This window comes from Kitasatospora sp. NPDC005748 (assembly GCF_040630735.1).
Classification (GTDB): Bacteria; Actinomycetota; Actinomycetes; order Streptomycetales; family Streptomycetaceae; genus Kitasatospora.
Window position 1 is genome coordinate 1 of sequence record NZ_JBEXYD010000085.1, and the last position, 26,525, is coordinate 26,525.

The 26,525-nt window shown below is 75.0% G+C and carries 26 protein-coding genes and 1 pseudogene; 11 read left to right on the forward strand and 16 right to left on the reverse strand.

What is annotated here, in order from left to right:
• Window positions 1-41: 41 nt before the first annotated feature.
• Window positions 42-293, reverse strand: a complete 252-nt coding sequence (locus ABZ495_RS34145; RefSeq protein WP_359810302.1) for a DUF5302 domain-containing protein — start codon at window positions 291-293, stop codon at window positions 42-44.
• Window positions 290-547, reverse strand: a pseudogene (locus ABZ495_RS34150) (FAD-dependent monooxygenase); the annotation flags it as partial. The gene ABZ495_RS34145 and the pseudogene ABZ495_RS34150, both read right to left, overlap by 4 nt.
• A 4-nt stretch (window positions 548-551) precedes the next feature.
• Here ABZ495_RS34150 and ABZ495_RS34155 point away from each other — a divergent pair.
• On the forward strand, window positions 552-809 hold the full coding sequence (locus tag ABZ495_RS34155; RefSeq protein ID WP_359839755.1) for a hypothetical protein: 258 nt from the start codon (window positions 552-554) through the stop codon (window positions 807-809).
• A gap of 13 nt (window positions 810-822) precedes the next feature.
• On the opposite strand, the gene ABZ495_RS34160 is transcribed toward ABZ495_RS34155, so the two are convergent.
• Window positions 823-1,692, reverse strand: a complete 870-nt coding sequence (locus tag ABZ495_RS34160; protein WP_359839757.1) for an MBL fold metallo-hydrolase — start codon at window positions 1,690-1,692, stop codon at window positions 823-825.
• 130 nt (window positions 1,693-1,822) lie between these two features.
• Here ABZ495_RS34160 and ABZ495_RS34165 point away from each other — a divergent pair, with 130 nt between their 5' ends.
• Window positions 1,823-2,251 (forward strand): MarR family transcriptional regulator, encoded by a 429-nt coding sequence (locus ABZ495_RS34165; protein WP_329491540.1) that lies wholly within the window; start codon window positions 1,823-1,825, stop codon window positions 2,249-2,251.
• Between the two features lie 35 nt (window positions 2,252-2,286).
• Here the strand turns inward: ABZ495_RS34165 and ABZ495_RS34170 are convergent, their stop codons facing one another.
• Window positions 2,287-3,423, reverse strand: coding sequence for an NAD(P)/FAD-dependent oxidoreductase (locus tag ABZ495_RS34170; RefSeq protein WP_359810291.1), 1,137 nt, complete (start codon window positions 3,421-3,423; stop codon window positions 2,287-2,289).
• A 190-nt stretch (window positions 3,424-3,613) separates the two neighbouring features.
• Between ABZ495_RS34170 and ABZ495_RS34175 the strand changes: the two genes are divergently transcribed.
• Complete coding sequence (locus tag ABZ495_RS34175) at window positions 3,614-4,306, forward strand: TetR/AcrR family transcriptional regulator (protein ID WP_359810340.1); 693 nt, start codon at window positions 3,614-3,616, stop codon at window positions 4,304-4,306.
• Between the two features lie 133 nt (window positions 4,307-4,439).
• Here the strand turns inward: ABZ495_RS34175 and ABZ495_RS34180 are convergent, their stop codons facing one another.
• The 3 genes from ABZ495_RS34180 to ABZ495_RS34190 all read right to left on the reverse strand — a co-directional run bounded on the left by ABZ495_RS34180 (window position 4,440) and on the right by ABZ495_RS34190 (window position 7,500).
• The gene (locus tag ABZ495_RS34180; RefSeq protein WP_359839758.1) at window positions 4,440-5,327 is read right to left on the reverse strand and encodes a hypothetical protein; all 888 of its coding nucleotides are present in this window, start codon (window positions 5,325-5,327) and stop codon (window positions 4,440-4,442) included.
• A 96-nt stretch (window positions 5,328-5,423) separates the two neighbouring features.
• The gene (locus tag ABZ495_RS34185; protein ID WP_329491537.1) at window positions 5,424-5,993 is read right to left on the reverse strand and encodes a hypothetical protein; all 570 of its coding nucleotides are present in this window, start codon (window positions 5,991-5,993) and stop codon (window positions 5,424-5,426) included.
• 115 nt (window positions 5,994-6,108) lie between these two features.
• On the reverse strand, window positions 6,109-7,500 hold the full coding sequence (locus ABZ495_RS34190) for a histidine-type phosphatase (protein ID WP_359839760.1): 1,392 nt from the start codon (window positions 7,498-7,500) through the stop codon (window positions 6,109-6,111).
• Between the two features lie 271 nt (window positions 7,501-7,771).
• Between ABZ495_RS34190 and ABZ495_RS34195 the strand changes: the two genes are divergently transcribed.
• Window positions 7,772-8,398 (forward strand): DedA family protein, encoded by a 627-nt coding sequence (locus tag ABZ495_RS34195; protein ID WP_329491535.1) that lies wholly within the window; start codon window positions 7,772-7,774, stop codon window positions 8,396-8,398.
• A 95-nt stretch (window positions 8,399-8,493) separates the two neighbouring features.
• Here the strand turns inward: ABZ495_RS34195 and ABZ495_RS34200 are convergent, their stop codons facing one another.
• The gene (locus ABZ495_RS34200) at window positions 8,494-9,216 is read right to left on the reverse strand and encodes a ribonuclease H (RefSeq protein WP_329491534.1); all 723 of its coding nucleotides are present in this window, start codon (window positions 9,214-9,216) and stop codon (window positions 8,494-8,496) included.
• Window positions 9,217-9,439: 223 nt separating this feature from the next.
• Between ABZ495_RS34200 and ABZ495_RS34205 the strand changes: the two genes are divergently transcribed.
• Window positions 9,440-11,170: an amidohydrolase family protein gene (locus ABZ495_RS34205; RefSeq protein WP_359839762.1), complete on the forward strand. Its 1,731-nt coding sequence runs from the start codon at window positions 9,440-9,442 to the stop codon at window positions 11,168-11,170.
• 12 nt (window positions 11,171-11,182) lie between these two features.
• Here ABZ495_RS34205 and ABZ495_RS34210 read toward each other — a convergent pair whose 3' ends face one another.
• Window positions 11,183-11,641 (reverse strand): MarR family winged helix-turn-helix transcriptional regulator, encoded by a 459-nt coding sequence (locus ABZ495_RS34210; protein WP_359839764.1) that lies wholly within the window; start codon window positions 11,639-11,641, stop codon window positions 11,183-11,185.
• 541 nt (window positions 11,642-12,182) lie between these two features.
• On the opposite strand from ABZ495_RS34210, the gene dhbA reads away from it, so the two are divergent.
• From dhbA to ABZ495_RS34240, 6 genes are all read left to right on the forward strand, one after another.
• Entirely contained in the window at window positions 12,183-12,998 is an 816-nt protein-coding gene (dhbA, locus tag ABZ495_RS34215; protein WP_359839766.1) for a 2,3-dihydro-2,3-dihydroxybenzoate dehydrogenase, read from the forward strand.
• Between the two features lie 81 nt (window positions 12,999-13,079).
• On the forward strand, window positions 13,080-14,264 hold the full coding sequence (locus ABZ495_RS34220) for an isochorismate synthase (protein WP_359839768.1): 1,185 nt from the start codon (window positions 13,080-13,082) through the stop codon (window positions 14,262-14,264).
• Window positions 14,261-15,853: a (2,3-dihydroxybenzoyl)adenylate synthase gene (locus tag ABZ495_RS34225; protein ID WP_359810266.1), complete on the forward strand. Its 1,593-nt coding sequence runs from the start codon at window positions 14,261-14,263 to the stop codon at window positions 15,851-15,853. Before ABZ495_RS34220 ends, ABZ495_RS34225 begins: the two co-directional genes overlap by 4 nt.
• Window positions 15,854-15,887: 34 nt before the next feature.
• Window positions 15,888-16,520: an isochorismatase family protein gene (locus ABZ495_RS34230; RefSeq protein WP_359839770.1), complete on the forward strand. Its 633-nt coding sequence runs from the start codon at window positions 15,888-15,890 to the stop codon at window positions 16,518-16,520.
• Window positions 16,517-17,335: an ABC transporter ATP-binding protein gene (locus tag ABZ495_RS34235; protein ID WP_359839772.1), complete on the forward strand. Its 819-nt coding sequence runs from the start codon at window positions 16,517-16,519 to the stop codon at window positions 17,333-17,335. The genes ABZ495_RS34230 and ABZ495_RS34235 overlap by 4 nt, the downstream gene beginning before the upstream one ends.
• The gene (locus ABZ495_RS34240; protein WP_359839773.1) at window positions 17,332-17,820 is read left to right on the forward strand and encodes a GNAT family N-acetyltransferase; all 489 of its coding nucleotides are present in this window, start codon (window positions 17,332-17,334) and stop codon (window positions 17,818-17,820) included. Before ABZ495_RS34235 ends, ABZ495_RS34240 begins: the two co-directional genes overlap by 4 nt.
• 66 nt (window positions 17,821-17,886) lie before the next feature.
• On the opposite strand, the gene ABZ495_RS34245 is transcribed toward ABZ495_RS34240, so the two are convergent.
• The 7 genes from ABZ495_RS34245 to ABZ495_RS34275 all read right to left on the reverse strand — a co-directional run.
• Entirely contained in the window at window positions 17,887-18,957 is a 1,071-nt protein-coding gene (locus ABZ495_RS34245; protein ID WP_359839786.1) for an iron chelate uptake ABC transporter family permease subunit, read from the reverse strand.
• A 38-nt stretch (window positions 18,958-18,995) separates the two neighbouring features.
• A complete protein-coding gene (locus ABZ495_RS34250) occupies window positions 18,996-20,069 on the reverse strand; it encodes an iron chelate uptake ABC transporter family permease subunit (RefSeq protein WP_359839775.1) in 1,074 nt (357 codons plus the stop codon).
• The gene (locus ABZ495_RS34255) at window positions 20,066-20,893 is read right to left on the reverse strand and encodes a siderophore-interacting protein (protein WP_359839777.1); all 828 of its coding nucleotides are present in this window, start codon (window positions 20,891-20,893) and stop codon (window positions 20,066-20,068) included. Before ABZ495_RS34255 ends, ABZ495_RS34250 begins: the two co-directional genes overlap by 4 nt.
• A gap of 118 nt (window positions 20,894-21,011) precedes the next feature.
• Entirely contained in the window at window positions 21,012-22,742 is a 1,731-nt protein-coding gene (locus ABZ495_RS34260; RefSeq protein ID WP_359839779.1) for an ABC transporter ATP-binding protein, read from the reverse strand.
• Window positions 22,735-24,579, reverse strand: a complete 1,845-nt coding sequence (locus ABZ495_RS34265) for an ABC transporter ATP-binding protein (protein WP_359839780.1) — start codon at window positions 24,577-24,579, stop codon at window positions 22,735-22,737. The genes ABZ495_RS34260 and ABZ495_RS34265 overlap by 8 nt, the downstream gene beginning before the upstream one ends.
• 89 nt (window positions 24,580-24,668) lie before the next feature.
• On the reverse strand, window positions 24,669-24,893 hold the full coding sequence (locus ABZ495_RS34270) for an MbtH family protein (RefSeq protein ID WP_359839782.1): 225 nt from the start codon (window positions 24,891-24,893) through the stop codon (window positions 24,669-24,671).
• Between the two features lie 36 nt (window positions 24,894-24,929).
• Window positions 24,930-26,525 (reverse strand): amino acid adenylation domain-containing protein (locus ABZ495_RS34275; RefSeq protein ID WP_359839784.1); only part of this gene is annotated, 1,596 nt, incomplete at its 5' end.

A 26,525-nucleotide genomic window follows, 5' to 3' on the forward strand; every position in this document is an offset into this window, starting at 1 on the left:
CGGGCGGCGCCGGATCCGGCGCCGCCCGAGCGGTCGAGTGCTCAGCCACCGCTCTTGCGGCGGAAGTTGCGCTTGCCGCCGGCCGCGGCGTGGGCGCCGTGGATCTTCGAGTCGCCGTTCGGGCCGCCGGACGCGGCGCCGCCCTTGGTGCCGTGCTTGCGCTCCAGCGCGGCCAGGAACCGGGCCTTGACGTCGTCCTGCGTGGCGGGCGCCGCGGCGGCCTGGTCGGCCTCCGCGCCGGTGGCCTTCTCGGTGTTCTCGGCGTGGTCGGACGACGTTGATTCGCTGCTCATACGGGACCTCCTGGAAGGGTGCTGCCGGTTGACGGCTTCACGCACACGATGTCACGTTCGGCGGCCTCCCCCGAACCGGTGGCGGCGGACACCGCTCGGGGCACCCCGAGGTCGGCGCCGTCCAGCATGGCGAGGTCGGCGCCCATACCGGAAAAGGGGGACATCAGGTGGGCGGCGTCGCCCAGCAGGGTGACGCCGGGGGTGTGCGGCCAGCTGTGCGGCACCGGCAGCGCGTACAGGGGCCGGTTGACGTAGCCGGTGTCGCCGTCGGTCACGGACCTCGTCCGCGACACCCCCGCGCTGAGTGAGTACGCCCGCCGGATGTGGACGCGCCACCAGGAGGCCCTGGCCCACGCCGTCGCCGACGCGACCGGCGCCGAGCCCGACGACCCGCGCTGCGCCGCGCTGGCCCGGTTCACCCTCGAAGCCTCGGCGCTCGCCCGCGACTCGGCGGACCCGGCGCGGGCCCTGGACGCCGCCTTCGACCTCCTCGAACACGGCTGGCAGGCCGGCTGACCGGGCCGTCGGGTCAGGCGTCCAGCGGCTGCCACGCCGGGCCGGACCCACCCCGCCGGACGTGGCCGAACACCACGTCGGCGAAGTGCACGCCGAAGCCGATCGTGCCGGGCTCCGCCAGCTCGGCGACCAGTCGGCGGCGGTGCTCGGCGGTCCGGGTCAGGTCGTGGTCGAAGCCCGAGGACCAGTCCGGGTGGTCGATCTGGATCGGCGAGTGCGCGGTGTCGCCGAAGGCGATCAGCCGCCGGCCGCCCCCGGTGATGACGTACTCGGCGTGCCCGGGGGTGTGCCCGGGGAGGATCCGGACGCGGACGCCCGGGAAGACCTCCTGCCCGTCCGTGATCGTCCGGACGCGCGGGACCAGGGCCGCGACCTGCTCGTCCGCGAGGTCCCGCTGCTCCCATTCCGGCGCGGAGACCAGGTAGTCGGCATGGGCGAACAGCGGCCGGTCCCCGCCGGGGGCGGGGAGGGCGGCCCAGCCGAGGTGGTCGGCGTGGAGGTGGGTGAAGGCCACCGCCTCGATGCCCTCGGGGGCGCGGCCGAGCCGGGCCAGGCCGTCCGGGAGCGCGCCGCCGCGGATCGTGGCGAGGGGCCCGGCCGGCGCGGCGTGCGACCGGGGGCCGAAGCCCGCGTCGATCAGCAGCGCGCGGTCGCCGTGCTCCACCAGCAGGCTGCCGACGCTCCCGACCAGGTGGCCCCCGGCGTCCAGGTACTCCGGGTGCGCGGCCCACACCTCGCCGGTGCTGTCCGGGAGCACGTCCAGGGGGCGCAGCCGCACATCACCGTCCGGCACGTACGACACCGTGGTGTCGCCCAGCCGCATCGAGCGGACCCCCGCCGGCCGGCGCAGTCGCTCGCTCTGACCCGCCGTCATGTCGGCCATGAGTTCTCTCCCGTGTGTCGACGTCAGTTCGGCGCCGGGGTTCCGGCGCCGTCGTCGCCACCATAAGCATCAAGTTCGAATCATTCAAACTGCAATTATGTTGGCTTGACGAACTGCTAGAGTGGGCGCCATGACGACGTTCTCCGAGCCGCAGGCCATCGCCGTGCGACAGCTGTGCGGCCTGGTGAACGGGCTGAACCAGCGGATCGTCGAGCACGTGCGCGTGCGCGCGGCCACCCTCGGGCTCACCCCCTCCCAGGCGGCCGCGCTGCGGGAGATGAGCGGGCCGATGACCATGCGCGAGCTCGCCGAGCGCATGAGCTGCGAGCCCTCCAACACCACCTTCGTCGTCGACAAGCTGGAGAAGCAGCAGCTGATCGAGCGGCACCCGCACCCCACCGACCGCCGCGCCAAGCAGCTCGTGCTCACCGCCGAGGGCACCGCGCTGCGCGAACGGCTCCTCGAACTCCTCACCGAGGGCTCGCCGTTGGGCAGCCTCACCGCACAGGAGAGGCAGCTGCTGCACGGCCTGCTGGAACGGGCCGTCGCCCCCGCGTAGGGCCGCGAGCGCGAGGAGCCCGGACCGGCGGCCGATCAGCCGGTGGCGGCGAACCGCTCCAGCAGGCCCTCCAGCGCGCGCTCGCCGAACATCTGCGCCAGGCTCGCGGCGGACTCGGCGGCCGAGGCCGCGCCGCGCGGGAACATCGGCTCCTCGTAGGCCCGCAGGGCGGCCTCGACGTCGTCCGGGTGGGCGGCGAGGGCCAGGGCGAGTTCGGCCCCGTCGAGCATCGCGAGGTTGGCACCCTCCCCCGCGAACGGGGACATCAGGTGCGCGGCGTCGCCCAGCAGGGTCACACCGGGGGTCCGCTCCCAGCGGTGGCCGATCGGCAGGGCGTGGACGCGCCGCCCGACCAGCGCGCCGTCGGCCTCCCCCACCAGCGCCCGCAGGCTCTCGTGCCAGCCGTCGAAGTGGGCCAGGACGGCGTCCTTGGCGGCGGCGGTGTCGGCCAGGTCGATGCCGTCCAGCCACTCCTCGGCGACCTTGAGGGCGGTGTAGACGTGCAGACTGCCGTCGCCCTCCCGGTGGGCCAGGAAGCCCCTGCCCTCCCCGAGGGAGAAGAAGAAGCCCCCGCCGATCAGGGCCGCCGCGGCCGGGTGACGGGTGTCCGCCTCGTGCAGGTCGGCCTCGACGAAGGAGACGCCGGTGTAGGCCGGCGTCGCCGCGGAGAGCAGCGGGCGGATCCGGGACCAGGCGCCGTCCGCACCGACCAGCAGGTCGGTGGTGACGGCCGAACCGTCCTGGAAGCGCAGTTCGTGACGGCCGTCGCCGAGCGGGCGGGCGCCGGTCGCCTTCCGCCCCCAGTGGACGGTACCGGGCGCGAGGGAGTCGAGCAGCAGGTCGCGCAGCCGGCCGCGGTCCACCTCGGGGCGGTCGCCGCTGCCGTCGTCCTCCTCGCTGTGGCGGACGGCGCCGTCCGGGGCGACGATCCGCATGGCCTGGCCGCCCGGGTGGACGAGGCCGAGGAAGGGCTCGTGCAGGCCGGCCGCGCGGAGCGCACGCCGGCCCGTGTCGCCGTGGATGTCGAGCATGCCGCCCTGCGTGCGGGCCTCCCGGGAGGGCTCCTGGTCGAAGACGGTCGCGGCGATGCCGTGCACCTGGAGGACGCGGGCCAGGGTCAGACCGCCGAGGCCGGCGCCGACGATCGCGAGGGGGTGGTGGGTGGTGGTCATGGCGTGCTCCTCGGGCGGGTACGGGCGTGGGGTCGCGGGTGGGGGCGGTCGGGCCGGCGGCTCGGGACGAGCGGGCGGCGCGCCCTCCTCTCCAACGTAACGAACATGTTCGTCAGGAACAAGGCCTTAACGAACATGTTCGTCTGCGCCGAACTTGTTCGCCCCGAACGCGATCGTTAGGCTCGGCGGCGTGACGTCACGCTCCCCCGCTCCTCGTAGCCGCCGAGAGCGGCCCGCCAAGCCCGCGCTCACCTACGAGGGCATCGTCGACACGGCCGTCCGGATCATGCGGGCCGAAGGCCTTCCACGCGTCACCATGCGCCGGCTCGCCCAGGAGCTCGACACCGGCCCGGCGTCGCTGTACGTCTACCTGGCCAACACCGCCGAGCTCCACGCGGCGATCCTGGAGGAGCTGCTGGGCGCCGTCGACCTCGGGCCGCTGAGCGCGCCGGGCGACTGGCGCGAGCGGCTCGCCGCCGTCCTCGGCTCGTACACGCACGTCCTCTTCCAGCACCCCAGCCTGGCGCACTCGGCCCTGCTGGCCCGCCCCTCGGGGTCGAACTACCTCGCGCTCGTCGAGGCCGTCCTCGCCCTGCTGCACGAAGGGGACGTCCCCGACGGCCAGGCCGCCTGGGGCGTCGACGTCCTCCTCCTGGCGGCCACCGCGATCGCCGCCGAGCAGGCCGGCCGCGAGCAGGACGCCCGCGCCGAGGCGGAGCAGGGCGCGCTGGCCGACGCGCTCCGGGCGACCACCGCGGCCGACCACCCGCGCATCACCGCGCTCGGCGCGGACCTCCTCTCCGGCACGCCCGAGCAGCGGCTGGCCTGGATCCTGCGCACCGTCATCAACGGCACCCTGGTCACGCCCCGGCCGCAGGCCTGATCCCCGGCCGGGCGGCGTCCACGGCCGAGGGCGTCGGCGGCGCCGGTGCCCGCCCGGGGCGAGGCCGCCGCCGTCCGCCATGCCCAGGGCTCAAGGGGGCTGACGGCGCGTCGGTGGCGGGAGGGCGGACCGGTCAGTGGCGGCCGACGTCGCGGGTGAGTTCCAGCCCCAGCACCCGGTCCAGGGCGGCGAAGGTCTCGAAGCGGGCCCCGTCCGCGAGCCCCGGGGCCACCCCGACGCGGTGCAGCAGGGCCAGCACCGCAGGGGTGTCGAGGTCCCCCGTGAACGCGGCCGCGGCCTCCCGCCGGATCTCGTCCGGCACGGGCTTCGAGGGCCCCCAGGCCCAGTCGGCGACCTGCCGCCGCCAGTCCCGCAGCGTGCCCGCCGCCTCGGCCAGCTCACGCGGACCCGCCACGACCGGCTCGCCGTACGGGCGGGCGAGCAGGGCCAGCCGCAGCGCGGAGGCGTCGACGGCGCCGGAGCCGAGACCGGCCGCCAGCTCGCCGCCCCGGTCCGGCCCGGCGGGGCCGACCCCGAGCCAGACGCCCGCCGCGCCCGCCCGCTCGGCGTCCGCCGCCAGGACCTGGACGTCCGGCGGGCCGCCCAGTGGACCGTCCGGATCACCGGAGGCGACGACGGCGACCGGCGGGTGGACACCGAGAGCGGCGGCGGCGCGCCCGAAGTCGGCGGCGGCGCCCTCCGCCACGGCGAGGACCCGCACCACCTGGAGGCCCTCGATCTCAGCGACCCTCTGCAGGACGTCACCGACCAGCGCGGCCCGCAGGTCCCCCGCCCCGATCCGGCCGCCGGCACAGCCCAGCCGGACACCGACCCGCAGCAGCATCCGCCGCCCGGGCGGGATCCCGGTGCCGCGCCCGGTACGGGCATCGGCCACGCTCAGCGCGGGTCGCCGGGTGCCCGGCCCCTCCCGCGCGACCTCCTCCAGGCGCAGCGCCGGGCCGTCGCCGGACCCCACCGCGCCGCTCACCGCGCCCGTAGGGATGCCCTGTTCGTCCGCCACTCGGCCACACCTCCTCGGCGTGGCCATCCTCCTCCCCAGGCCCCGGCGCCGCCACCGGCCGTACCGGGCGCCGGCGGAGGACCCGCCCGGACGGTGTCAGCCGGCCACGGGCCGGGCCTGCGCGCCGAAGGCCCGCTCGGCGGCGGTCATCACCCAGTGCGGGAACTGCTCCAGCGGGATCGCCGGCGAGGCGGGGAATCCCGGGCGGATCGACGCCTCGGGGAAGAACGCGACCCGGCACCGCCGGCACAGCCACCCGGCCTGCCACACCCGGGCGTGCAGTTGCCGGTGCGCCGCCTCCTCGGGCGACCCGGAGCCGGGCCGGCGGCGGGAGCGCGCGACGAGCTCCACGATCGCGGCGGCCGCCAGCAGGATCAGCGGGAGGATGAACGGACCGGCCAGGTAGCCCGCCCGGTAGGCCGCGTCGTACCCGGAGAGGTCCTCCCGGTCGCGGACCAGCGAGAGGATCCCGACCACGGCGAAGATCGCCGCCAGGGCGGACAGCGCGATCGCGCCGCCGCTCAGCTCCCGGGCCGGCTTCGGCTCGGGCGGCGGGGCGAGCAGCGCGCGAACCGGCTCCTCAAGCGGCTCCGTGGTGTCCGCGAGGGCCCGCGACACCGGGACGGACCGGTCGGATGCCTCGCACTGCGGACAGGTGGCACTCATCCGGCGGGTCACTCCTGAGGGGCTGTGGGGAATCGGTGAACGCGTAGTACAGCACACGGGGCTGACCCTCCGTGCCACCGGGCCCGCGGCCACCGGCCGCCCGGTGCCCCGTCCGCTACGCGGTCCGGCCGAAGCAGCGCTCCAGCTCGTCCAGGTCGTAGAAGTAGCTGCCCTTCGAGACCGGCGCGCAGCCCGGCCGGAAGGCGGTCTGCTGCTCGTTGTAGAGCATCCGGACCAGGTAGTCGTCGCCCTTGCGGAAGAGGTCCCACTGGATGTTCGCGCCCATCGGGGCCACCGTCGCGCCGCGCCAGGCGTTGCTCGCGTAGGTGTACGGGGAGGCCTCGGTGACCTGGGTCGTGCTGCCGGGCAGCCGCATCAGCGCGGCGAGCGGGATGATCTCCTCGGCGTGGGTGAAGCGCAGCTCGGCGGCCGGACCGCCGGTGCCCGCCCGGCGGTTCTCGGCCTTGCGGAACAGGTCGTCGAGGAGCACTCCGGCCATCCTGTAGGTGATGTCCTGACCGGCGAAGCCCGGGCCCTTGGTGTAGTACTCCTCGGCGTTGTCGAGGTAGCCGAACCAGGCGGCCTCCTCGGAGCCGATGTAGCGGCCCAGGTGCCAGTCGCCCTCGTCGGTGAGGTCGGCGGTGACGCTGTACAGGTTGAAGACGGCCTGGGCCGCGTCGACCTCGTTCCCGGCGAAGGGGTAGCCGCCGGCCGCGAGACGGTCGACGAACGGCCCGGTGAAGATCCGCTCCAGCACCTTCCGGGCCGCCCGGTGGCTGCGCGGCTGGTCCCGGACCGCCGCGAGGGTGGCCGCCAGCCGCGGGTCCTTCTTGACGTAGTCGGTGTAGTCCTTGTTCACGGCGGACTTGTGGAAGTAGAGCAGGTCGGTGTCGGTCCGGGCCGGGTCGACGGCCTTCGCCAGCGCCGGCTCGCCCGCCAGCAGGCCCTTGGTGAACTCGGTGCCCGAGTCGACCGCCCGGGGCTGGCCGGAGCTGACCACGTCGATCCGGTCCGGGCCCGCCGGGTCGTCGGCCCCGGCGGCGATCCGCCGGAAGAGGCCGGGGAGCCGCTGCTCCATCCGCTCGGCCGTGTCCTGGAGCGCCCGCCGGCCCTGCCCGGTCAGCGCCCCGTAGCCCACCTTCGCGTTGGCGTCCAGCAGCGCCCGCACGTCCGGGCCGAAGCCCTTGCCCACCCGGGTCAGCGCACCCTCGTCGGCGGCCTGCTGCCAGAGCTTCACCAGGAGGTCGCCGTCCTCACTGTCGCTGAGCGCGCGGGCGCCGTGCCGGGAGACGGTCTGGGTGAAGACCGCGGTGTAGCCGTCCGGTGCCTGCTGCAGGCTCCGGACGCTCTGCAGCGGCCGGTAGGGCGCCTTGGTGGTGGCGCCGGCCGGCGTACTGAAGGCCGGGCCCGCCGCCGGGCCGCCGTGCGCCTGGGCGGGGACGGCCACGGCCAGGGACAGCAGCGCGGAAGCGGCCAGCGCCACGGTGGAGGTGAGGGTGCGTCGCATGGGGGGGTCCAGGGGTCGCTCGGGAACGGGAGAGCCGGGCCGATCCCACTCGGTCCGCGTGACCTCCGGGCGTCCCGCGCGTGTCGGCCCGGTGCACAGGCGGGCAACTCACCCTCGCCGGCGGCGGCCGGACGGCGGGCCCCGCCGGGCCGCGCACCGCTTGCTGTGGCGGGTGGCGCGGGCGCGCGAGTACGGTTCACCACGTGCCCAGTTCTCCCGCAGGACGACACCCGGACCGTCGAACGGCCGCGGCCGGGACCGGGTGAGCGGCGTGCCGCTGGCCGTCGACCCGACGAGCGGGGACTCCCTGCTCGCCGCCTTCGGCGCGCTGGCCGTGCTGGTGGTGGTGTTCGCCGAGTCGGGACTGCTGGTGGTGGGGTTCTTCCTCCCCGGTGACACCCTGCTGCTGCCCGCCGGGGTGCTCTGCGCCGCCGGCAGCCGCTCCGGGCCCCACCTGTCGCTCTGGCAGGTGATGCTCTGCGCCGCGGTGGGGGCGGTGGCCGGGGCCCAGGTGGGCTTCCTGCTCGGGCGCCACGGCGGCCGGCCGGCGCTGGCCCGCAGCCGCAGCGGGCGGCTGAAGTCGGCGGCGGCCCGGGGGGAGGCGCTGCTGCGCCGCTACGGGTACCGGAAGGCGATCGTCCTGGGCCGCTTCGTGCCGCTGGTCCGAACGGTGCTCAGTCCGCTGGCGGGCATGCTGGACGTGCCCACCCGGACCTTCACCGTGTGGCAGATCGTCGGCGGTGTGCTCTGGTCGCAGAGCCTGGTGCTGCTGGGGTACTGGCTGGGCGCCGCCGTCCCCGGGATCGAGAGCTACCTGTGGCTGCTGGTGGGCGGCGTCGTGGTGCTCTCGCTGCTACCGCTGCTGCTGAACTCCCGCAAGGGGTCGGACCGGGGCTGACCGCCCGGCCGGCGGTCCACCCGGGCAGGCCGGGCGGACCGGGACGGCTCAGGTGGAGCGGGACGGCTCGGGCAGGCCGGGCGGACCGGGACGGCTCAGGTGGAGCGGGTGCCGGCCTCGGCGGCCTGGGCGCAGTCGGGGTGGCCCCAGCCGTCCGGGTTCTTGGCGATCGGGTCGCCGACGGCGTACGGGCGACCGCAGCGGCAGGAGCCGGGGAACTTGGCCTTGGTCCGGCCCCCGGCGGACTTGGCGCCCGCCCGGCCGCCGGTCCGCTTGGCGGCCGGGGCCCCGGCCTGCCGGGACCCGGCCGACGGTGCGGCGTCCGCGCGGGGGGCGGGCAGCGGCGCGTCGACGGAGGTGCCGCTCGCCGGCTGCTGGGCCACCGCCGCGTCGCTCGCCGCCCGGTCGGCGACGGCGTTCAGCGGATCGCCGTCGACCTGGTGCGCGGGGACGTAGACGAACTCGACGTCGCGCCCGGCCAGCAGCGCGTCGATCGCCACGATCAGGTCCTTGTTGGCGACCGGTGTCCCGGCGGCGGTCTTCCAGCCCTTCCGGCGCCAGCCGGGCAGCCACTGGGTGACCGCCTTCATCGCGTACTGGGAGTCCATCCGGACCTCCAGCGGCACTCCCGGCCGGACCGCGCCCAGCAGCTCCTTCAGCGCGGTCAGTTCGGCGACGTTGTTGGTCGCGCGGCCGAGCGGCCCGGCCTCCCAGCGCTGCGGCCGGCCGTCGGCGTCGGCGATGACCCAGGCCCAGGCGGCCGGACCGGGGTTGCCCTTCGAAGCGCCGTCACAAGCGCCGATGATGCGTTCTGCCATGCGGCGATCATGCCAGTGCGCCGCGGGTCCGCGCACATGCCGGGCGCCCGGCACTCCGGGCGGCCCGGGCAGCGGACGGCCACCGACCGGGCGGCCCGGCGATCGTGCCGGGGTCGGGCGGCTCGCCGCAGGGGCGCGGGGCGCGGTCCGGTGGAGGGTTGACGAACGATCACGTGGGGTAGTGGCCCGGTCACCATTCGCATCCCACCCAAGGGGCAGCAGCATGGCCGAGCAGGCCGACCTCATCTTCCACGGCGGCGACATCGTGACCGTCGCCGAAGGGCCGGCGCCGGAGGCCGTCGCGGTCAAGGACGGGCTCATCGTCTTCGTCGGCGGCCTCGACGAAGCGGTCGACGGCTGGCGGGGGCCTCGGACGCGGCTGCGCGACCTCGCGGGACGGGCGCTGCTGCCGGGGTTCGTCGACGCGCACGGGCACCTCGGCGGGATCGGGCTCCAGGCGACCATCGCCGACCTGCTGGCCGCACCCGACGGGGACGTCGCCGACCTCGCCACGCTGAAGGAGAAGCTGCGGGCCTGGGCGGAGGGCCCGGTGGGTCGGGACTCCGACTGGATCATCGGCTTCGGCTACGACGACGCGATGCTCGCCGAGGGCGTCCACCCGACCCGTGACGACCTCGACGAAGTTTCCACCAGCCGCCCGGTGCTGGCCATCCACCAGTCCTTCCACCTGGGCGCGGTGAACAGCCTGGGCCTGGAGCGGCTGGGGTACGGCGCCGCCACGCCGGACCCGGAGGGCGGGGTCATCCGCCGCCGGGAGCTCGCGGTACCGCCCTCCTACGGCGAGCCCGACGGGGTGCTGGAGGAGAAGGCCTTCAATCCCACCTCGGAGCTGGCGATGGCGGGCCTGCCCGAGGCCGCGCTGCTGGCCCTGTTCATCGAGGGCGCGGAGTCGGCGGCGCGGTTCGGCTTCACCACCGTGCAGGAGGGCGGTACCAGCCCGGCCAACCTCAAGGCGCTGCGGGACACCGCCGCCGCCGTGCCGTTCAAGATCGACGTGGTCGCCTACGTCAAGGCCGACCTGCTCGCCGACGCCCCGGAGGACGACCCGGTCGGCGCGAGCCGGGAGTACGTCGACGGGGTGCGCGCGGCCGGTGTGAAGCTGGTCCTGGACGGCTCGCCGCAGGGCCGCACCGCCTGGCTCACCGAGCCGTACCTGACCCCGCCGGCCGGACTGCCCGACGACTACCGCGGCTACCCCGCGATCGAGGACGACAGCACCGTCCTGAAGCAGGTCGGCACCGCCTACGCCCGGGGCTGGCAGGTCCTCGCCCACGTCAACGGGGACGCCGCGATCGACCAGTTCCTCAAGGCGGTCGAGGGCGCCACCGAGCTGACCGGCTCCGCCGACCGGCGGACGGTGGCGATCCACGCGCAGACCGCCCGCCGGGACCAGGTCCGGGAGTTCGCCCGGCTGGGCGTCATCCCGTCCTTCTTCTCCATGCACACCTACTACTGGGGCGACTGGTACCGGGGCACCGTCCTCGGGGAGGAGCGGGCCGCGACCATCTCGCCGGCCCGCTGGGCGCTGGACGAGGGCCTCGCCTACACCTCGCACCACGACGCCCCGGTGGCGCTGCCCAACTCGATCGCCATCCTGTCCAGCCAGGTGACCCGGCGCAGCCGGACCGAGGGCGTGGTGGTCGGCCCCGAGCAGTGCGTCGACGCCCTGGACGCCGTGCGCGCGATCACCGTCAACGCGGCCCGCCAGTACTTCGAGGAGGACCGCAAGGGCACCATCGAGGTCGGCAAGCTCGCGGACCTGGTGATCCTCAGCGCCAGCCCGCTGGCCGTCGACCCCGAGGAGATCAAGGACATCACCGTCGTCGAGACCATCAAGGCCGGCCGCACCGTCCACCCCGCGCCCGCCGGGGCGCTCCGCGCCACCGCGCTTCCCGACACGCCCCGGGCGCCCGAGTGGGGGTGCAGCTGCTGACGGGCCGGCACCTCACCGGCCGTGCCCGCGGACCGGCCGAGGTTCGGGCCGGGGCGCGGGCCGGTCGGGCCCGGCCTCGGCCTGACCCAGGTGGCCGTTCAGCCGGTTCAGCATGTCGAACAGCCGGAGGCGCTCCTCGCCGGACAGCGGGGCGAGGACTTCGTCGTCGGCGGCGGCCAGGTCCGAGTTGATGCCGGCCGCCGCCGACCGGCCCGGCGCGGTGAGGTCGACGTGCACCCGCCGGCGGTCGGCCGAGGAGCGGGTGCACGTGACGTACCCGGCGACGACCAGCTCGTCGACCACCTTGATCACGTCACTGGAGCCGATCTCCAGCCGGGCGGCCAGCTCGCCCTTGGAGTGGCTGCCCTCCTCCTCCAGCGCGCAGAGCACCATCACGTGCCAGAGCCGGAGCCCGCGGCGCTCCGCCTGGGTCGCGAGGCGTCGACGGGCGGCCTGGCCGGTGCGGGACATGAGAAAGCTGCTCAGTGTCAGCAGCCCTGGTGCGGAGGGATTCATCCGGTCAGCCAATCTTCACCGGGACACGGGCCCGGACGGGAGCCGTTGCACATGCGGGGCGGAGCCGCCGCCGGCCCGGACGTCGGCCACGGCCGGCGGGTCGTGGGACCCGCCGCCGGGGAGCAGCCGATCGGCGTGCGCGCGTCCGCACGGGGGCGCGGGACGGGCCTCGGCCACCTCGGCCGGCCCGTGACCGGGATCGATCGACATAAGGTTAGCCTCGCCTAACTCATGAAGTCACGTCAAGGATCCCTCGGCGATCGAAGGAGTGTCGGGGAAATCCGGGACAGCGAGCCCGGCGGGAGCGCCAGGGCGAGCCGTGCACCACGACCTGCGCAGGCCGCGCCCGGCGAGGCACCCCGAGCCGCACCCCGACACCGCTCGCATTCCGGGGCACACCCACCCTGGTCGCCCCCGGGAAACATAGTTAGGCTAGCCTTACCGAACTGTTGCGCTCAGCCCATTCGACCGACCTGCCCGCTCCCGGAGATCTCTCATGCCGACTTCCCCCGTGGACGTCCCCGCTCCGCCCGCCACCGACACGGGAGTCCGGGCCTCGGCCGGCCCCGACCGCGCCGCGGAGTTCGACGGGCGCGTCGCGCTCGTCACCGGCGCAGCCCAGGGCATCGGCGCCGCGGTCGCCCGCCTGCTCACCGAGCGCGGGGCTCACGTCGTGGCCACCGACCGGCGGGCCGACGGCCCCGGGCTCGGCCTGCTGGACGTCACCGATGCCGCCGCCGTCGAGGCCGAGGTCGAGCGCGTGGAGCGCACGGTCGGCCCGATCGACATCCTGGTCAACGTCGCCGGGATCCTGCGCCCGGCCCTCGCCGTGGAGACCACCGACGAGGACTGGGCGGCCACCTTCGCCGTCAACACCACGGGGGTGTTCCACACCTGCCGGGCGGTCGGACGCCGGATGGCCGAGCGCGGCGCCGGCAGCATCGTCACCGTCGGCTCCAACGCCGCCGGGGTGCCGCGCACCACGATGGCCGCCTACGCCGCCTCCAAGGCCGCCACCGCGATGTTCGTCCGCTGCCTCGGCCTGGAGCTCGCCCGGTCGGGCGTCCGCTGCAACCTGGTCTCCCCCGGCTCGACCGACACCGAGATGCAGCGCTCCCTGTGGCGCGACGACGCCGCCGAACAGCGCGTCATCGACGGCGACCCGGCCAGCTACCGGGTCGGGATACCCCTCGGCCGGATCGCCGACCCCGAGGACATCGCCGAGGCCGTGGTGTTCCTGGCCGGCGACCGGGCCCGGCACATCACCATGCAGGACCTCTACGTCGACGGCGGCGCCACCCTGCGCGCCTGAGCCGTCCTCTCCCCCGCACTCGATCCACCGGTCGGACGATCCACCGGGCAGAGCCGATCCCGCCTTTCCGAACGGAGCAGCATGACCACAGTGAACGAGACCGGCGGCACCACCGCGGACCACCGCGTCGGCGGTGCCCTGCTGGCCGCCTACCGCCCGGGGCCCGACCGGGCGTTCTTCGCCGGTCCGGGACGGACGCTGCTCGCCACGGGCAGCCGGGCGGCCGTCACCGATCCGGCCGAGGCCACCCGCCTGCTGCGGGAGGCGCGCACCCCGGAGCGGCCCGACCCGCTCGTGGTCGGCGCCGTCCCCTTCGCCCCCGGCCGCCCGGCCGCGCTCTTCATACCCGACCGGACCCAGTGGGCCCAGCCGGTCCACGACGACCCGCTGCTGCGGCTCGCGCCCGGGGACCGCACCGGCCCGGTCTGGACCAGCCGTGCCGTCCCGGCCCCCGAGGGCTACCGGGACGCCGTCGCCGACGCCGTCCGGATCCTCGCCGCGGACGGCGAACTCAGCAAGGTCGTCCTCGCCCGGACCCTGGAGCTGTCCACCCCCGGCGGCGCCGACCTCCCGGCCATGCTCCGCCGGCTGATCCACCGTGACCCGCATGGCTACACCTTCGCCGTCCCCGGCCAGGGCAGCGCGACCCTGGTCGGCGCCAGCCCCGAGCTGCTGGTCTCCCGGCGCGGCACCGCCGTCACCTCCAACCCGCTGGCCGGCTCGGCCGCGCGCAGCGACGACCCGGTCGAGGACCGGCGGCGCGCCGCAGCCCTGCTGGAGTCCCCGAAGGACCTCGCGGAGCACGCCTTCGTGGTGGACGCCGTCCGGCGCGCGCTCGAACCCCACTGCTACGACCTGGTCGTGCCCGAGCGGCCGTCGGTGATCCGCACCGCCGCGATGTGGCACCTGTCCACGGTCGTCACCGGCACCCTGCGCGACCCCGCCACCAGCGCGCTCGACCTCGCGCTCGACCTGCACCCCACGCCGGCGGTCTGCGGGACGCCGACCGACCGGGCCCGCGCGCTGATCGGTACGCTGGAGCCCTTCGACCGCGGGTTCTACACCGGGGTGGTCGGCTGGGGGGACGCCGACGGCGACGGCGAATGGGTCGTCACACTCCGCTGCGCGGAGGCCGACGGGGACGGCCTGCGGCTGTTCGCCGGCGCCGGCGTCGTGTCGGGCTCCGTGCCGGAGCACGAACTCGCCGAGACCAGCGCGAAGTTCCGCACCTTTCTCCACGCCGCCGGACTGGGAGACGACAAGTGACCGACTGGCCCGAGGAGTACGTCCGCCGCTACCGGGCGGCCGGCTACTGGACCGACGAACTGCTCGACGAGATGGTCCGCCGGCACGCCGCCGAGCGGCCGGGGCAGATCGCGGTCGTCGACGGGGAGCGTCGGTGGAGCTACGCCGAACTCGACCGGCGGGCCGACCGGATGGCCACCGGGCTGCTGGCCCGGGGCATCCGCCGGGGCGAGCGGATCGTCCTCCAGCTCCCCAACGTGGCCGAGTTCTACGAGGTGTTCATCGGCGCGCTGCGCGCCGGGGTGGTGCCGGTGATGGCGCTGCCCGCCCACCGGCACGCCGAGATCTCCTACTTCTGCGAGTTCGCCGGGGCCCGCGCGCTGATCGTGGCCGACCGGCACGCCGGCTTCGACTACCGGGAGATGGCCGGCCGGGTCACCGCCGCGGTGCCCGCCCTCGCCGAGGTCTTCGTGGCCGGCGACCCGGGGCCCCACACCTCGCTGGACGACCTGCGCGCCGACGAGCCCGCCCCGGTCCAGGACCCTCCCGCCGCCACCGACCTGGCCTTCCTCCAGCTCTCCGGCGGCAGCACCGGCCTGCCCAAGCTGATCCCCCGCTACCACTTCGACTACCTGTACAGCGTCCGCGAGTCCGCCGCGATCTGCGAGCTGAGCGCGGAGACCGTCTACCTCTGCGCGCTGCCCGCCGCGCACAACTTCCCGCTCAGCTCCCCCGGCAGCCTCGGCGTCTTCCACGCCGGCGGCCGGGTGGTACTCGCCCCCGAGCCCAGCCCGGCCACCGCGCTGGCGCTGATCGAGAGCGAGCGGGTCACGCTGACCGGCGTCGTCCCGCCGCTCGCCCTCGCCTGGGCCAACGCGGCGCCCGGCGCCGGCCGGGACCTCTCCAGTCTGCGCCTGCTCCAGGTGGGCGGGGCCAAGCTCAGCGAGGAGGCCGCCCGCCGGCTCGGTCCCGCGCTCGGCTGCGCCCTCCAGCAGGTCTTCGGCATGGCCGAGGGCCTGGTGAACTACACCCGGCCCGAGGACCCGCAGGACACCGTGCTGACCACCCAGGGCCGTCCGATCTCCCCCGCCGACGAGGTGCGGGTGGTCGACGACGAGGACCGCGACCTGCCCGACGGCGCCACCGGCCACCTGCTCACCCGCGGCCCGTACACCATCCGCGGCTACTGGAACGCGCCCGGGCACAACGCCACCGCCTTCACCGGGGACGGCTTCTACCGCACCGGCGACCTGGTCCGCCGGACCGCCACCGGCCACCTGGTGGTCGAGGGCCGGGCCAAGGACCAGATCAACCGGGGCGGCGAGAAGGTCGCCGCCGAGGAGGTCGAGAACGTGCTGCTCGCCCACCCGGCCGTCCACGACGTGTCCGTGGTCGCCGTGCCCGACGAGCACCTCGGCGAACGCAGCCGGGCTTACGTGATCCTGCGCCCCGAGGCGCCCCGCCCGCGCGTCGTCGAGCTGAAGGCCTTCGTGCGTGCCCGCGGCCTGGCCGACTACAAGGTGCCCGACCTGGTCGAGTTCGTGACCGAGTTCCCGCAGACCGGCATCGGCAAGGTCAGCAAGAAGGACCTCCGCACCACCACCTCCTGACGCTCCGCCCCGGAAGAGAGCAAGTCCAGACACCATGGCTCTGCCCACCATCGCCCCGTACGATCCCCCGCGGGTCGACCAGCTCCCCGCGCCCAAGGTCCCGTGGCGGGTCGACCCCGCCCGGGCCGCCCTGCTCGTCCACGACCTGCAGAACTACTTCCTGTCCGCGTTCCCCGCCGAGGGCCCGCCGCTGGCCCCGGCCCTCGCCCGGACCGCCCAGGTCCTGGAGTACGCCCGCGGGAACGGCGTGCCCGTCGTCTACTCGCACCAGCGCGGTGGGCAGACCCCCGAGCAGCGCGGCCTCCAACTGGACTTCTGGGGGCCCGGGTTGCCCGCCGACGCGTGGGCGCAGGCCGTCCCGGAGGCGGTCGCCCCGGCCGAGGGCGACACCCTGCTGCTCAAGTGGAAGTACAGCGCCTTCGCCCGCACCGAACTGGCCGACATCCTGGCCCGGTCCGGCCGCGACCAACTGGTGCTGGTCGGCGTCTACGCCCACATCGGCGTGCTGATGACGGCGGCCGACGCCTGGAGCCGCGACATCCAGGCCTTCGTGGTGGCCGACGCCACCGCCGACTTCTCCGCCGAGAAGCACCTGGAGGGCCTGCGCTGGGCCGCCGAGAAGTGCGCCGTCGTGCTGACCACCGACCAGCTCCTGGAGGCCTCGTGACCGCGCCCGAGGAGTCCGGGCGGCTCTACGCCGACCACGTGACGCTGCGCTACGGCGACCGCGCCATCGCGACCGACCTGTCGATCGGCGTGCCGGACGGCTCCTTCACCGTCATCGTCGGCCCCAACGCCTGCGGCAAGTCCACCCTGCTGCGGGCGTTCGCCAGGCTGCTCAAGCCGGCCGCCGGCCGGGTCCTGCTGGACGGCGAGCAGATCAGCGCGCTGCCCTCGAAGGAACTCGCCCGCCGGCTGGGCCTGCTCCCGCAGAGCTCCACCGCGCCCGACGGCATCACCGTGGCCGACCTGGTCTCCCGCGGGCGCTACCCGCACCAGGGGCTGTTCCGGCAGTGGTCCAGGGAGGACGACCGGGTGGTCGCGGAGTCGATGGCCGCCACCAACGTCGCCACCCTCGCCGCCCGCTTCGTCGACGAGCTCTCCGGCGGCCAGCGCCAGCGGGTCTGGCTGGCGATGGCCATCGCCCAGCAGACCCCGCTGCTGCTGCTCGACGAGCCGACCACCTTCCTCGACATCGCCCACCAGGTCGAGGTCCTCGACCTGTGCGCCCGGCTCCACGAGGAGCAGAACCGCACCCTCGTCGCGGTGCTCCACGACCTCAACCAGGCCGCCCGCTACGCCAGTCACCTGATCGCCATGCGGGACGGCGCGGTGGTGGCCCAGGGCCCGCCCGGCGAGATCGTCACCGCCGAACTGGTCGAGAAGGTCTTCGACCTGCCCTGCCAGGTGATCGAGGACCCGCAGACCGGTACCCCGCTGGTGGTCCCGATGGCACCCGGACACCGGTCGAGCACCAGGTGAGCCGCACCGGTACCGGAACCCTGCCGGTACGGCGGGCGACGGCGGCCGACGCGGCGGCGCTCTTCGCGCTCTCCGAGCCGTCCATGGCCTCGGGTGAGCTGCGCCGCCGCCGGCCGGCCGACTACCGCTCGCCGGAGGACCGCTTCCTCCTGGTCGACGGCCCGTCCGGACCGGACGGCTGCGTGGCACTGCGACTGCTCGCCCCCGAGCTCCCGGCCCACCCCGCACCGGGGCTGGTGCACAACTTCTGCGTCCGCGAGGGCCTGCGCGGCGTGGGCCTCGGCTCGCAGCTCCTGGACGCCCTGCTGGACGAGGCCGGGCGGCACGGGGTGCGCACCCTCGTCACCGCCAGCACCGGCGGCGGAGCGCTCTTCCGCCGCTACGGCTTCGAGGAGATCCCGGCCGCGCTCGCACCGCGGGCCTGGGCCGACCGGCTGGACCCGGCCCGCCGCTCCCTGGTCTTCCTCAGGACGCTGGAGGGCTGAGACCGCCGCCGTACAGCCGAAGTCCCCGGGTCCGTGATCGGACCCGGGGACTTCGGCTGTGCGGGGTCAGCCGCGCGAGACCCGCCACTGACCGGCGATCAGCCAGACCAGGTAGCAGCCGCCCACCACGCCGGTGAACACACCGACCGGCAGCTGGGTGGGGGCGAGCAGGCGCTGCGCCGCCAGGTCGCTGACGGCCAGCAGCACCGCGCCCAGCAGCGCGGAGCCCACCAGGTTGGGGCCGGTGGCCCGGGTCAGCCGGCGGACGGCCTGCGGGGCGATCAGCGCCACGAACGGGACCGGGCCGGCCGCGGCGGTGGCGGCGGCCGTCAGCGCGACGCCGATCAGCACCAGCCAGATCCGCACTCGCTCGGTGCGCACCCCGAGCGAGGAGGCCGCGTCGTCGCCCATCTCCAGCATCCGCAGCGGGCGGCCGAGCAGCACCGCCGCCGGCAGCAGGACGGCCAGCGCGAGCGCCATCGGCCCGCAGTGCTCCCAGCCCCGGGCGTTGAGGCTGCCGGTCAGCCAGACCGCCGCGCTCTGCGCGTCGCTGAACGAGGCCCGGGCGATCAGGTAGGCGTTGAGCGAGGAGAGCAGCGAGCTGACCCCGATGCCGACCAGCACCAGCCGGTAGCCCTGCGTGCCGCCGCGCCGGGCCAGCAGGTAGACCAGGAACGCGGTGACCAGCCCGCCCGCCACGGCGCCGAAGGCGACGGTGGCGGCGCTGCCGCCGATCACCAGGATGACCGCCAGCGCCCCGGTGGCCGAGCCGACCGTGAAGCCGATGACGTCCGGGCTGCCCAGCGGGTTGCGGGCGAGCGTCTGGAAGAGCGCGCCGGCCAGGCCGAGCGCGGCGCCCACCAGCAGGGCGGTCAGCAGCCGCGGCAGCCGCACCTCCATGACGATGTAGCGGTCCGCGCGGACGCCGCCGCCGGTGAGCACGTCGATCACGTCGGAGACCGGCAGCGGGTAGTCACCGGCCGTCAGCAGCCAGGCGCAGACGCCGAGCAGCGCGAGCACCAGCAGCCCGCCGACCACCGTCGCCCGCCGGTGCCAGCGCAGCGAGCGCCCGCCGGGCAGCCGCAGCGCCCGCAGCGGGACGGGGGGCCGGGCGGCGGGCCCGTCCGGCCCGGTCACGACGGGTGGGGCGGGCCGGGGGACCGTCAGGGGGCTGTTCACAGGTGGGCGATCCTTCGGCCGCGGACGAGGGCGATGAAGAGCGGCGCGCCGATGAAGGCGGTGACCACGCCGGCCTGGAGCTCCGCCGGGTGCAGGAGCACCCGGCCGAGGACGTCCGCGCCGACCAGCAGCACCGGGGCCAGGACCGCCGAGAGCAGCATGATCCAGCGCTGGTCCGGGCCGCAGACGTGGCGGGCGAGGTGCGGAACGGCCAGGCCGACGAAGGCGATCGGGCCGACCGCCGCGGTGGCGGCGCCGCACAGCAGCGTGACGGCGACCAGGCTGAACGCCCGGGTGCGGGCCGGGTGGGCGCCCAGCGCGTGCCCGGCGTCGTCGCCGAGGGCGAGGGCGTTCAGCGGACGGCCGAGCAGCAGGGCGAGCGCTCCGCCGGCCGCCAGGAACGGCAGCACCTGGCCGAGCACCGCGGAGTCGACGCCGGCCAGCGTGCCGACCTGCCAGAACCGGAACCGGTTGAGGGTCAGCGGATCGAGCAGGATCAGGCCGTTGACGAAGGCGGTCAGCACGGCGGTGACGGCGGTTCCGGCCAGCGCGAGGCGCGCGGGGGTCGCCGAGGCCCACCCGCCGCCACCGAGGATCTGCACCACCAGGGCCGCGACGGCGGCGCCCGCCAGGGCGAACCAGATGTAGGAGTGGAAGCTCCGCAGGTCGAACAGGGCCGTCCCGGCCGCGACGGCCGCGGCGGCGCCGCCGTTGACGCCGAGCAGGCCGGGGTCGGCCAGCGGGTTGCGGGTGAGCGCCTGCATCATCGCGCCGGCGACCCCGAGGGCGGCGCCGACGGCGATGCCGAGCAGCGTGCGCGGGATCCGCGCGTGGTGCACCACGATCCAGTCCTCGGACGTGGGCTCGTGGTGGAACAGGACGTGCAGGACCTGGCCGGGCGGGATGTAACGGGCGCCGATCGCGATGCCCGCGAGGGCGAGCAGGGCCAGCAGCACCAGTGCTCCGAGGAGCCAGGCCAGCCGCCGGCCGGTGCCGATCCGCCCGGGCGGGGTGGTCTTCGCCCCGGCCTCGGCGGGAGCCGCGGCGCGCGGCACAGTGGCGGTCGTCATGCGTGCTCGTGCTCGCCCTCGTGGTGGTCGTGGTTGGCGACGCCACGCTTCCAGTAGCCGTCCACGTCGACCTGGTGGCGGTCCAGGCCGCGCTCCGCCCGCAGGTGACGGCGGATCGGCTTGAGGGCGTTGGCCTCACCCGCGACCCAGGCGAAGCCCAGGCCGGGCGGCAGCTGCGCCGCGCGGACGGCCCGCTCCAGCAGGTCGGTGCTGCCGGCCGGGGCGTCGCCGCGGTGCAGCCAGGTGACGGTCGCGTCGGTGTCGGTCTCGAAGACCTGCTCGTGCTCGGGCCCGGGCACCTCGGCGAAGGCGATCACCTTGACGCCGGCGGGGAGCATCTCCAGCCAGCGGCCGAGCGCCGGGATGGCGGTCTCCTCGGCCGCGAGCAGGTACCAGTCGTGGACGAAGGGGATCTCCTCCGACCCGCGCGGGCCCAGGACGCCCAGCCGCATGCCGGGTTCGGCGGCCTCGGCCCAGCTGGAGCCGACGCCGGTGCCGTGCAGCACCATGTCGATGTCGAGCTCCTGCTCGGCCCGCCGGTAGTGGCGCACGGTGTAGTCGCGGGTGATCGGCTCGACCGGAGCGTCCATCCAGGTGTCGTTCTCGACCACCGGCGCGACCGGCAGGGCGGCCCCGTCCTCGGCGAAGCAGAGCTTCACGTGGTCGGTCGGGGCCTGCTCGCAGAAACCTTCGAGGTCGGGACCGCCGAAGGTGACCCGCACCGTGCCGGGCGTGACCCGGGTGACCCGCCGGACTTCCAGCAGGCGGTACTTCAGCGGGTGGCGAACGATCCGCATGCGCGGCGGCGCGGTTTCGGTGGTCATCGGTCAGCCCAATCCGGTGGGAGGTGTGCGCAGGCCGGGAGGCGCGGGAGCCGCCCCCCGGTGAACGGGGAGCGGCACCAGCACTCACTTCCGATTAGGTTAGCCTAACCTCGTATTATCAGACCAGTCGCGTCGCCCCGATCGCCAGCCCACCTGCCGGTTCGTCACCGACCAGGTGGCCGCCGTCCAGCCGGACGACGCGGGGCAGCCGCGCGATGGTGGCCGGCCGGTGCGCGATCACGATCAGCGTGCAGTCCGCCCGCAGCTCGTCCAGGGCGTGCTCCAGCCGGGCCGCGGTGGCCGGGTCGATGTCGGCCGTCGCCTCGTCGAGGACCAGGACGGCCGGGTCGGCCAGCACCGCGCGGACCAGGCCGAGGATCTGCCGCTCCCCCGCCGACAGGTTGCCGCCGCGCAGCCCGACCTCCGCGTCCAGACCGCCCGGCAGTTCGGCGAGCCAGGCCCGCAGGCCCAGCTGGTCGACCGTCCGCTCGATGGCCGCCCGGTCCGGTGCGCCCTGGACCAGGGCCAGGTTCTCGGCCACCGTGCCGGTGACCATCCGCACCTCCTGCGGCACCAGCACGATCCGGCGGCGCAGCTCCGCCTCGGGCACGGCCGCGAGGTCGGTGCCGGCGAAGCTGACGGTGCCGGAGTCCGGATGGTAGAGGCCGCAGAGCAGCTTGGACAGCGTGGTCTTCCCGGAGCCGGTCTCACCGACGACCCCGGTGCGGCTCCCCTCGGGGAAGTCCAGGCTGATCCCGTGCAGGGTGCGGCCGTCCGCCCGGTAGGCGTACTCGACGCCCTCGCAGCGCAGGTCGCCCCGGGCCGGCAGGGCGGTGGCGGCCGTCTTCGGGCGGTCCGCGGGCGCGGTCGCCGCCAGCAGGTCCAGCAGCCGGGCCAGGCCGGTGCGCGCCGTCTGCACCTCGCCGACCAGCTGCGAGAGGTCGGCGAAGGAGTCGAAGAGGTTGCGGCTGGCGAGCACGAAGACGACCACGGCGTCGATGGTCAGGGTGCCCCGCACGACCAGCCAGCCGCCGACGAGCAGCAGCACCACGAGGGCCACACCCTCGATCAGGCTCACCAGGTCGATCCGGTTCTCCACCCGCAGCGCCCGGCGGGCGGCGTGCACCGCCCGGGTGTTCTCGCCGTCGAAGCGGCGCGTCCACCCGGCCAGGCCGCGCGAGGTCTGGAGGGCCTCACGGGCGGTCAGGGTCTCGGAGAAGGTGGCCGCGACGGTGGCCTCCGCGCCGGCCTTGGCGCCGAAGGCCGCGCCGGCGTCGCGCTGGAACCAACGGGTGACCAGCAGGGTCAGCGGGACGAAGACGACCAGCTGGACGAGGAGCAGCACCCAGGAGTACCAGGCCAGCATCACCAGGGTGAAGACCAGGGTCGCCACCGAGGCGACCAGGCTGCGCAGGTGCAGCCGGACGAACGCGGCCAGCGCGGCGACCTCACCGGTCGAGCGGCGCAGCAGCTCGCCGCTGCGGTGGGTCTCCAGGAAGCGCAGCGGCGCGGTCGCCAGGTTCTCCACGCACTGCTCGCGCAGGGTGCGGACGACCTGCTCGCCGCCCTGGATCAGCAGCAGTTCGCCGACCCGGGCCAGCACCAGCTGGCCGACCGCGAACACGGCGAGCAGCAGGACGGCCAGGCCGAGGCCGCCGCGGTCCTCGTGGTCGAGCGCGTAGGCGGCCACGCCGACCAGCGGGGCGACGGCGACCAGCGCGGCGGAGTCGGCGAGGCCGACCAGCAGCGCGACGACGAGCCGGGCCCGGTGCGGGCGCAGGTACGGCGCCGCCCGGCGCAGCACCCCCCGGTGGTCCGCCTCGTCCTGGAGCAGGGGCTGCTCAGCCATGGGCCGCCTCCGCGGTGGTCGCAGTCATGGCGCTCTCGGGCCTTTCGGTCGGGTCGGCTCCGGGGGTGCCGGGGGTCGTCGTGGCGGTGTCGTCGGACGCCTGGGAGCGCAGCCGGACCACCCGGTCGGCGGCCTCCAGGACGGCGCCGCGGTGCGAGGCGAAGACGACCGTGCGGCCGGCGGCCCAGCCGCGCAGCCGTTCCAGCACGAGCTTCTCGGTCGTGGTGTCCAGCGCGGAGGTCGAGTCGTCGAGCAGCAGCACCCGGGGGTCGCCGAGCAGGGCACGGGCGATGGCCAGCCGCTGGACCTGGCCGCCGGAGAGGGCGGTGCCGCCCTCGCCCAGCTCGGTCAGGTAGCCGTCGGGCATCGCGGTGAGCTGGTCGTGGATGCCGGCGGTCCGACAGGCCTCGTGCAGCGCCGCGTCGTCGAACTCGCGGCCGAGCCGGAGGTTGTCGGCGACGGTGCCGGAGAGCAGGACCGGCCGCTGGGACACGTAGGCGATCCGCGAGCGGACCTCGTCCAGCCGGACGTCGCGCAGGTCGACGCCGCCGTAGGAGACGGTTCCGGCGTCCGGGTCGTCGAGGCGGACGGCGAGGCGCAGCAGGGTGCTCTTGCCGGAGCCGGTGGCGCCTTCCACGGCGACGAACTCGCCGTCCCCGACCGCCAGGTCGACCGGGCCGAGCACGGTCCGGCCGTCCCGGACGGCGGTGGCGCCGGCCAGCACCAGGGTGCCGGAGGCGGGCAGGTCCACGGCCCGGTCGGAGGCGGGTTCGGCGACCACCGGGCGGATGCACAGGGCCTCGTCGATCCGGGCGGCCGCGACGTCGGCCTGGCCGCGCTCCAGCAGACGGTCCACCAGGACCCGGGTGGCGAGGGTGATGATCGCCATCCAGGAGGTGTACGCGACCAGGTCGCCGACGGAGAGCCGCTGGTCGAGGACGGCCAGGCCGCCGATGCCGACGCCGGCCGCGACGGCGAGCCGGGGGACGAACGGCGCCACGGCCGCCCAGCCGGCCTCCACCCGGGCAGCGACGACGGTCCGGTCGGTGACGTCGGCGCTGGCGGTGTGGTGGCGGTCGACCAGGGGCCGGTGGCCGCCGGTGCCGCGCAGGCCGGTGCCCACCTGGAGCAGGTCGGCGACGGCGTCGGCGCGTTCGCTGTGGGCCCGGGAGAGCTCACCGCTGGCGGCGGCGAACCGCTTGGGGAAGTGGAGGTTGACCCAGACCAGGAACGGCAGGGTCGCCAGGGTGACCAGCAGCAGGGTCAGGTCGAGGGCGGCGAGGGCGGGCAGCAGGACCACGAAGGTGGTGGCCAGCACCACCCAGACGGCCAGGCCGTGCACCCACTCGCGGACCAGGTCGGTGTCGCGGGTCGCGCGCATGGCGAGGTCGCCGTGCCCGCGCGAGGCGAGCGCGGCCCGGTCGAGGCCGGAGAGGTGGCGCAGCAGTCGGCCCCTCAGGTCGGCGCCCACCTTGGCATCGGCGTAGCCGGCCCAGTACTGCCAGCCGTAGAGGCCGACGAACTGGACCGCGGCGGCGCCGGCGGCGGCGCCGGACCAGAGCAGCAGGGCGCCGCCGTCGCCGGGCTTGATGCCCTCGTCCAGGGCCTGGCTGACGCACCACGGCACGGCCAGGAGGGCGATCTGGCGGATCGCCGCCGCCACCATCGCCGCGGCCACCGTGGCCCGGTGGGGCCGCAGGGAGCTTCGCAGCAGGGCGCGGGCCCGACGGCGGCGCTCCGGGGAGAGTGCTCCGGGCGCCAGGTCCTCGTCCGCGAGGTCCTCGGCCGTCAGGCCGTCCTGGGGCCCCGCGGCGGGTTCCGTCTGTCGGTTGCTCACATCGCTCACTCGATCGCTCGCCCGTCTGGTCACTGATTCGAATACGGGGCGGGGGGACGGCCCGGTCGGGCCGTCCCCCCTGTGGTGGGTCAGACGCCGGCGGCGGCCGTACGGGCGACCAGGCTGGCCGGGCGCATGTCCGTCCAGTTCTCGTCCACGTAGGCGGTGCACGCCTCACGGCTGTCCTCGCCGTGCACGACCGTCCAGCCGGCCGGGATCTCGGCGAAGGCGGGCCAGAGGGAGTGCTGGTTCTCCGCGTTGACGAGCACGAAGTAACGGGCGTCGTCGTCCTCGAACGGGTTGGTGGCGCTCATGTCGTCTCCTTGGGGTAGTGGTCGGTGGACGGGCGGTCAGCCGGAACAGGCCGGCGTGCTCTCGGGCTCCTCGCCGAGCGAGGCCGTGACGAGACGGTCGACGAGGAACTCGGCGAGCGCCGCCACGGTCGGCCGGGCCAGCAGGTCGGCGAGGCCGAAGTCACCGGCGAACTCCGCCCGGATCCGCTGGAGCAGCGACATCGCGAGCAGCGAGTGGCCGCCGAGGTCGAAGAAGTTCTCGTCGATCCCGAGTGCGGGCAGGCCCAGCACGTCGGTGAACGCCGCGTGCACGGCCTGCTCGCTCGGGTACCTCGGTCCGCGCAGCGGTCCCGACGCGGTGAAGTCGGTGGCGCTGGGCGCGGGGAGGGCCTTGCGGTCGAGCTTGCCGTTGACGGTCAGCGGCAGCTCGTCGAGCACCACGAACGCCGACGGCACCATGTACTCAGGCAGCCGGGCGGCCAGCATACGCCGGACCGCGGCGGCCTCGATAAGGGTACCCTCACCCGGCACCAGGTAGGCGACCAGGCGCTTGACGCCGGGGGTGTCCTCACGGACCACCACGGCGGCCTGGGCCACGGCCGCCTCCAGGGCGATGGCGTCCTCGATCTCGCCGGGTTCGACCCGGTAGCCGCGGATCTTCACCTGGTCGTCGGCACGGCCGAGGAAGTCCAGCAGCCCGTCCTGACGCCAGCGCACCACGTCACCGGTGCGGTACATCCGGCCCCCCGGCTCGCCGAACGGGTCCGCGACGAAACGCTCCGCCGTCAGCCCCGCGCGATTGAGGTAACCCCGCGCCAGACCCACACCCGACACATACAGCTCGCCCGCCACACCCACCGGAACCGGCCGCAGACAGGCGTCCAGGACGTACGCCCGGGTGTTCCAGATCGGCCGGCCCACCGTCGCGGTCGCCGAGTCCCGCGTCCCACCACCGAGGGTGTTGATGGTGTACTCGGTCGGCCCGTACAAGTTGTAACCCATGACGCCCGGCGTCTCACGCAGCCTGCTCCAGAGCGTCTCCGCCACCGCCTCACCCCCCAGCAGCACCAGCACCGGACGGTGCCGGTCCTCGTCCAGCAGACCCCGGTCGACGAGCGCCTGGGCGTAGGACGGCGTCACGTTGATGACGTCGATGGCGTACTCGGCGCAGTACGCGGAGAGCGCCTCGGCGTCGCGGCGCAGGGCCTCGTCCAGGACGTGGACCTCGTGGCCCTCGACCAGCCAGAGCAGTTCCTCCCAGGACATGTCGAAGGAGAACGAGACGGTGTGCGCGATCCGCAACCGGCGGCCACCCGCGGACTCGACCACCGGATCGAAGATCGCCTCACGATGGTTCAACTGCATGTTCGTCAGACCCCGGTACGGCGTCACCACACCCTTCGGCCGACCCGTCGAACCCGAGGTGAAGATCACATACGCCGGACTGTCCTGATCCACCACCACACCCAACGGACCCTCCGGCAACGCCGCCAACTCGGCCACCACCTCCGGCGAGTCCAGCAACAGCACACCCTCGAAAGCCGGCATCCGATCCGCGGCCGTCGAGTCCGTCACCAGACAGACCGGAGCGGTGTCCTCCACCATGAACGCCAACCGGTCCACCGGGTAGTCCAGCTCCAACGGCAGATACGC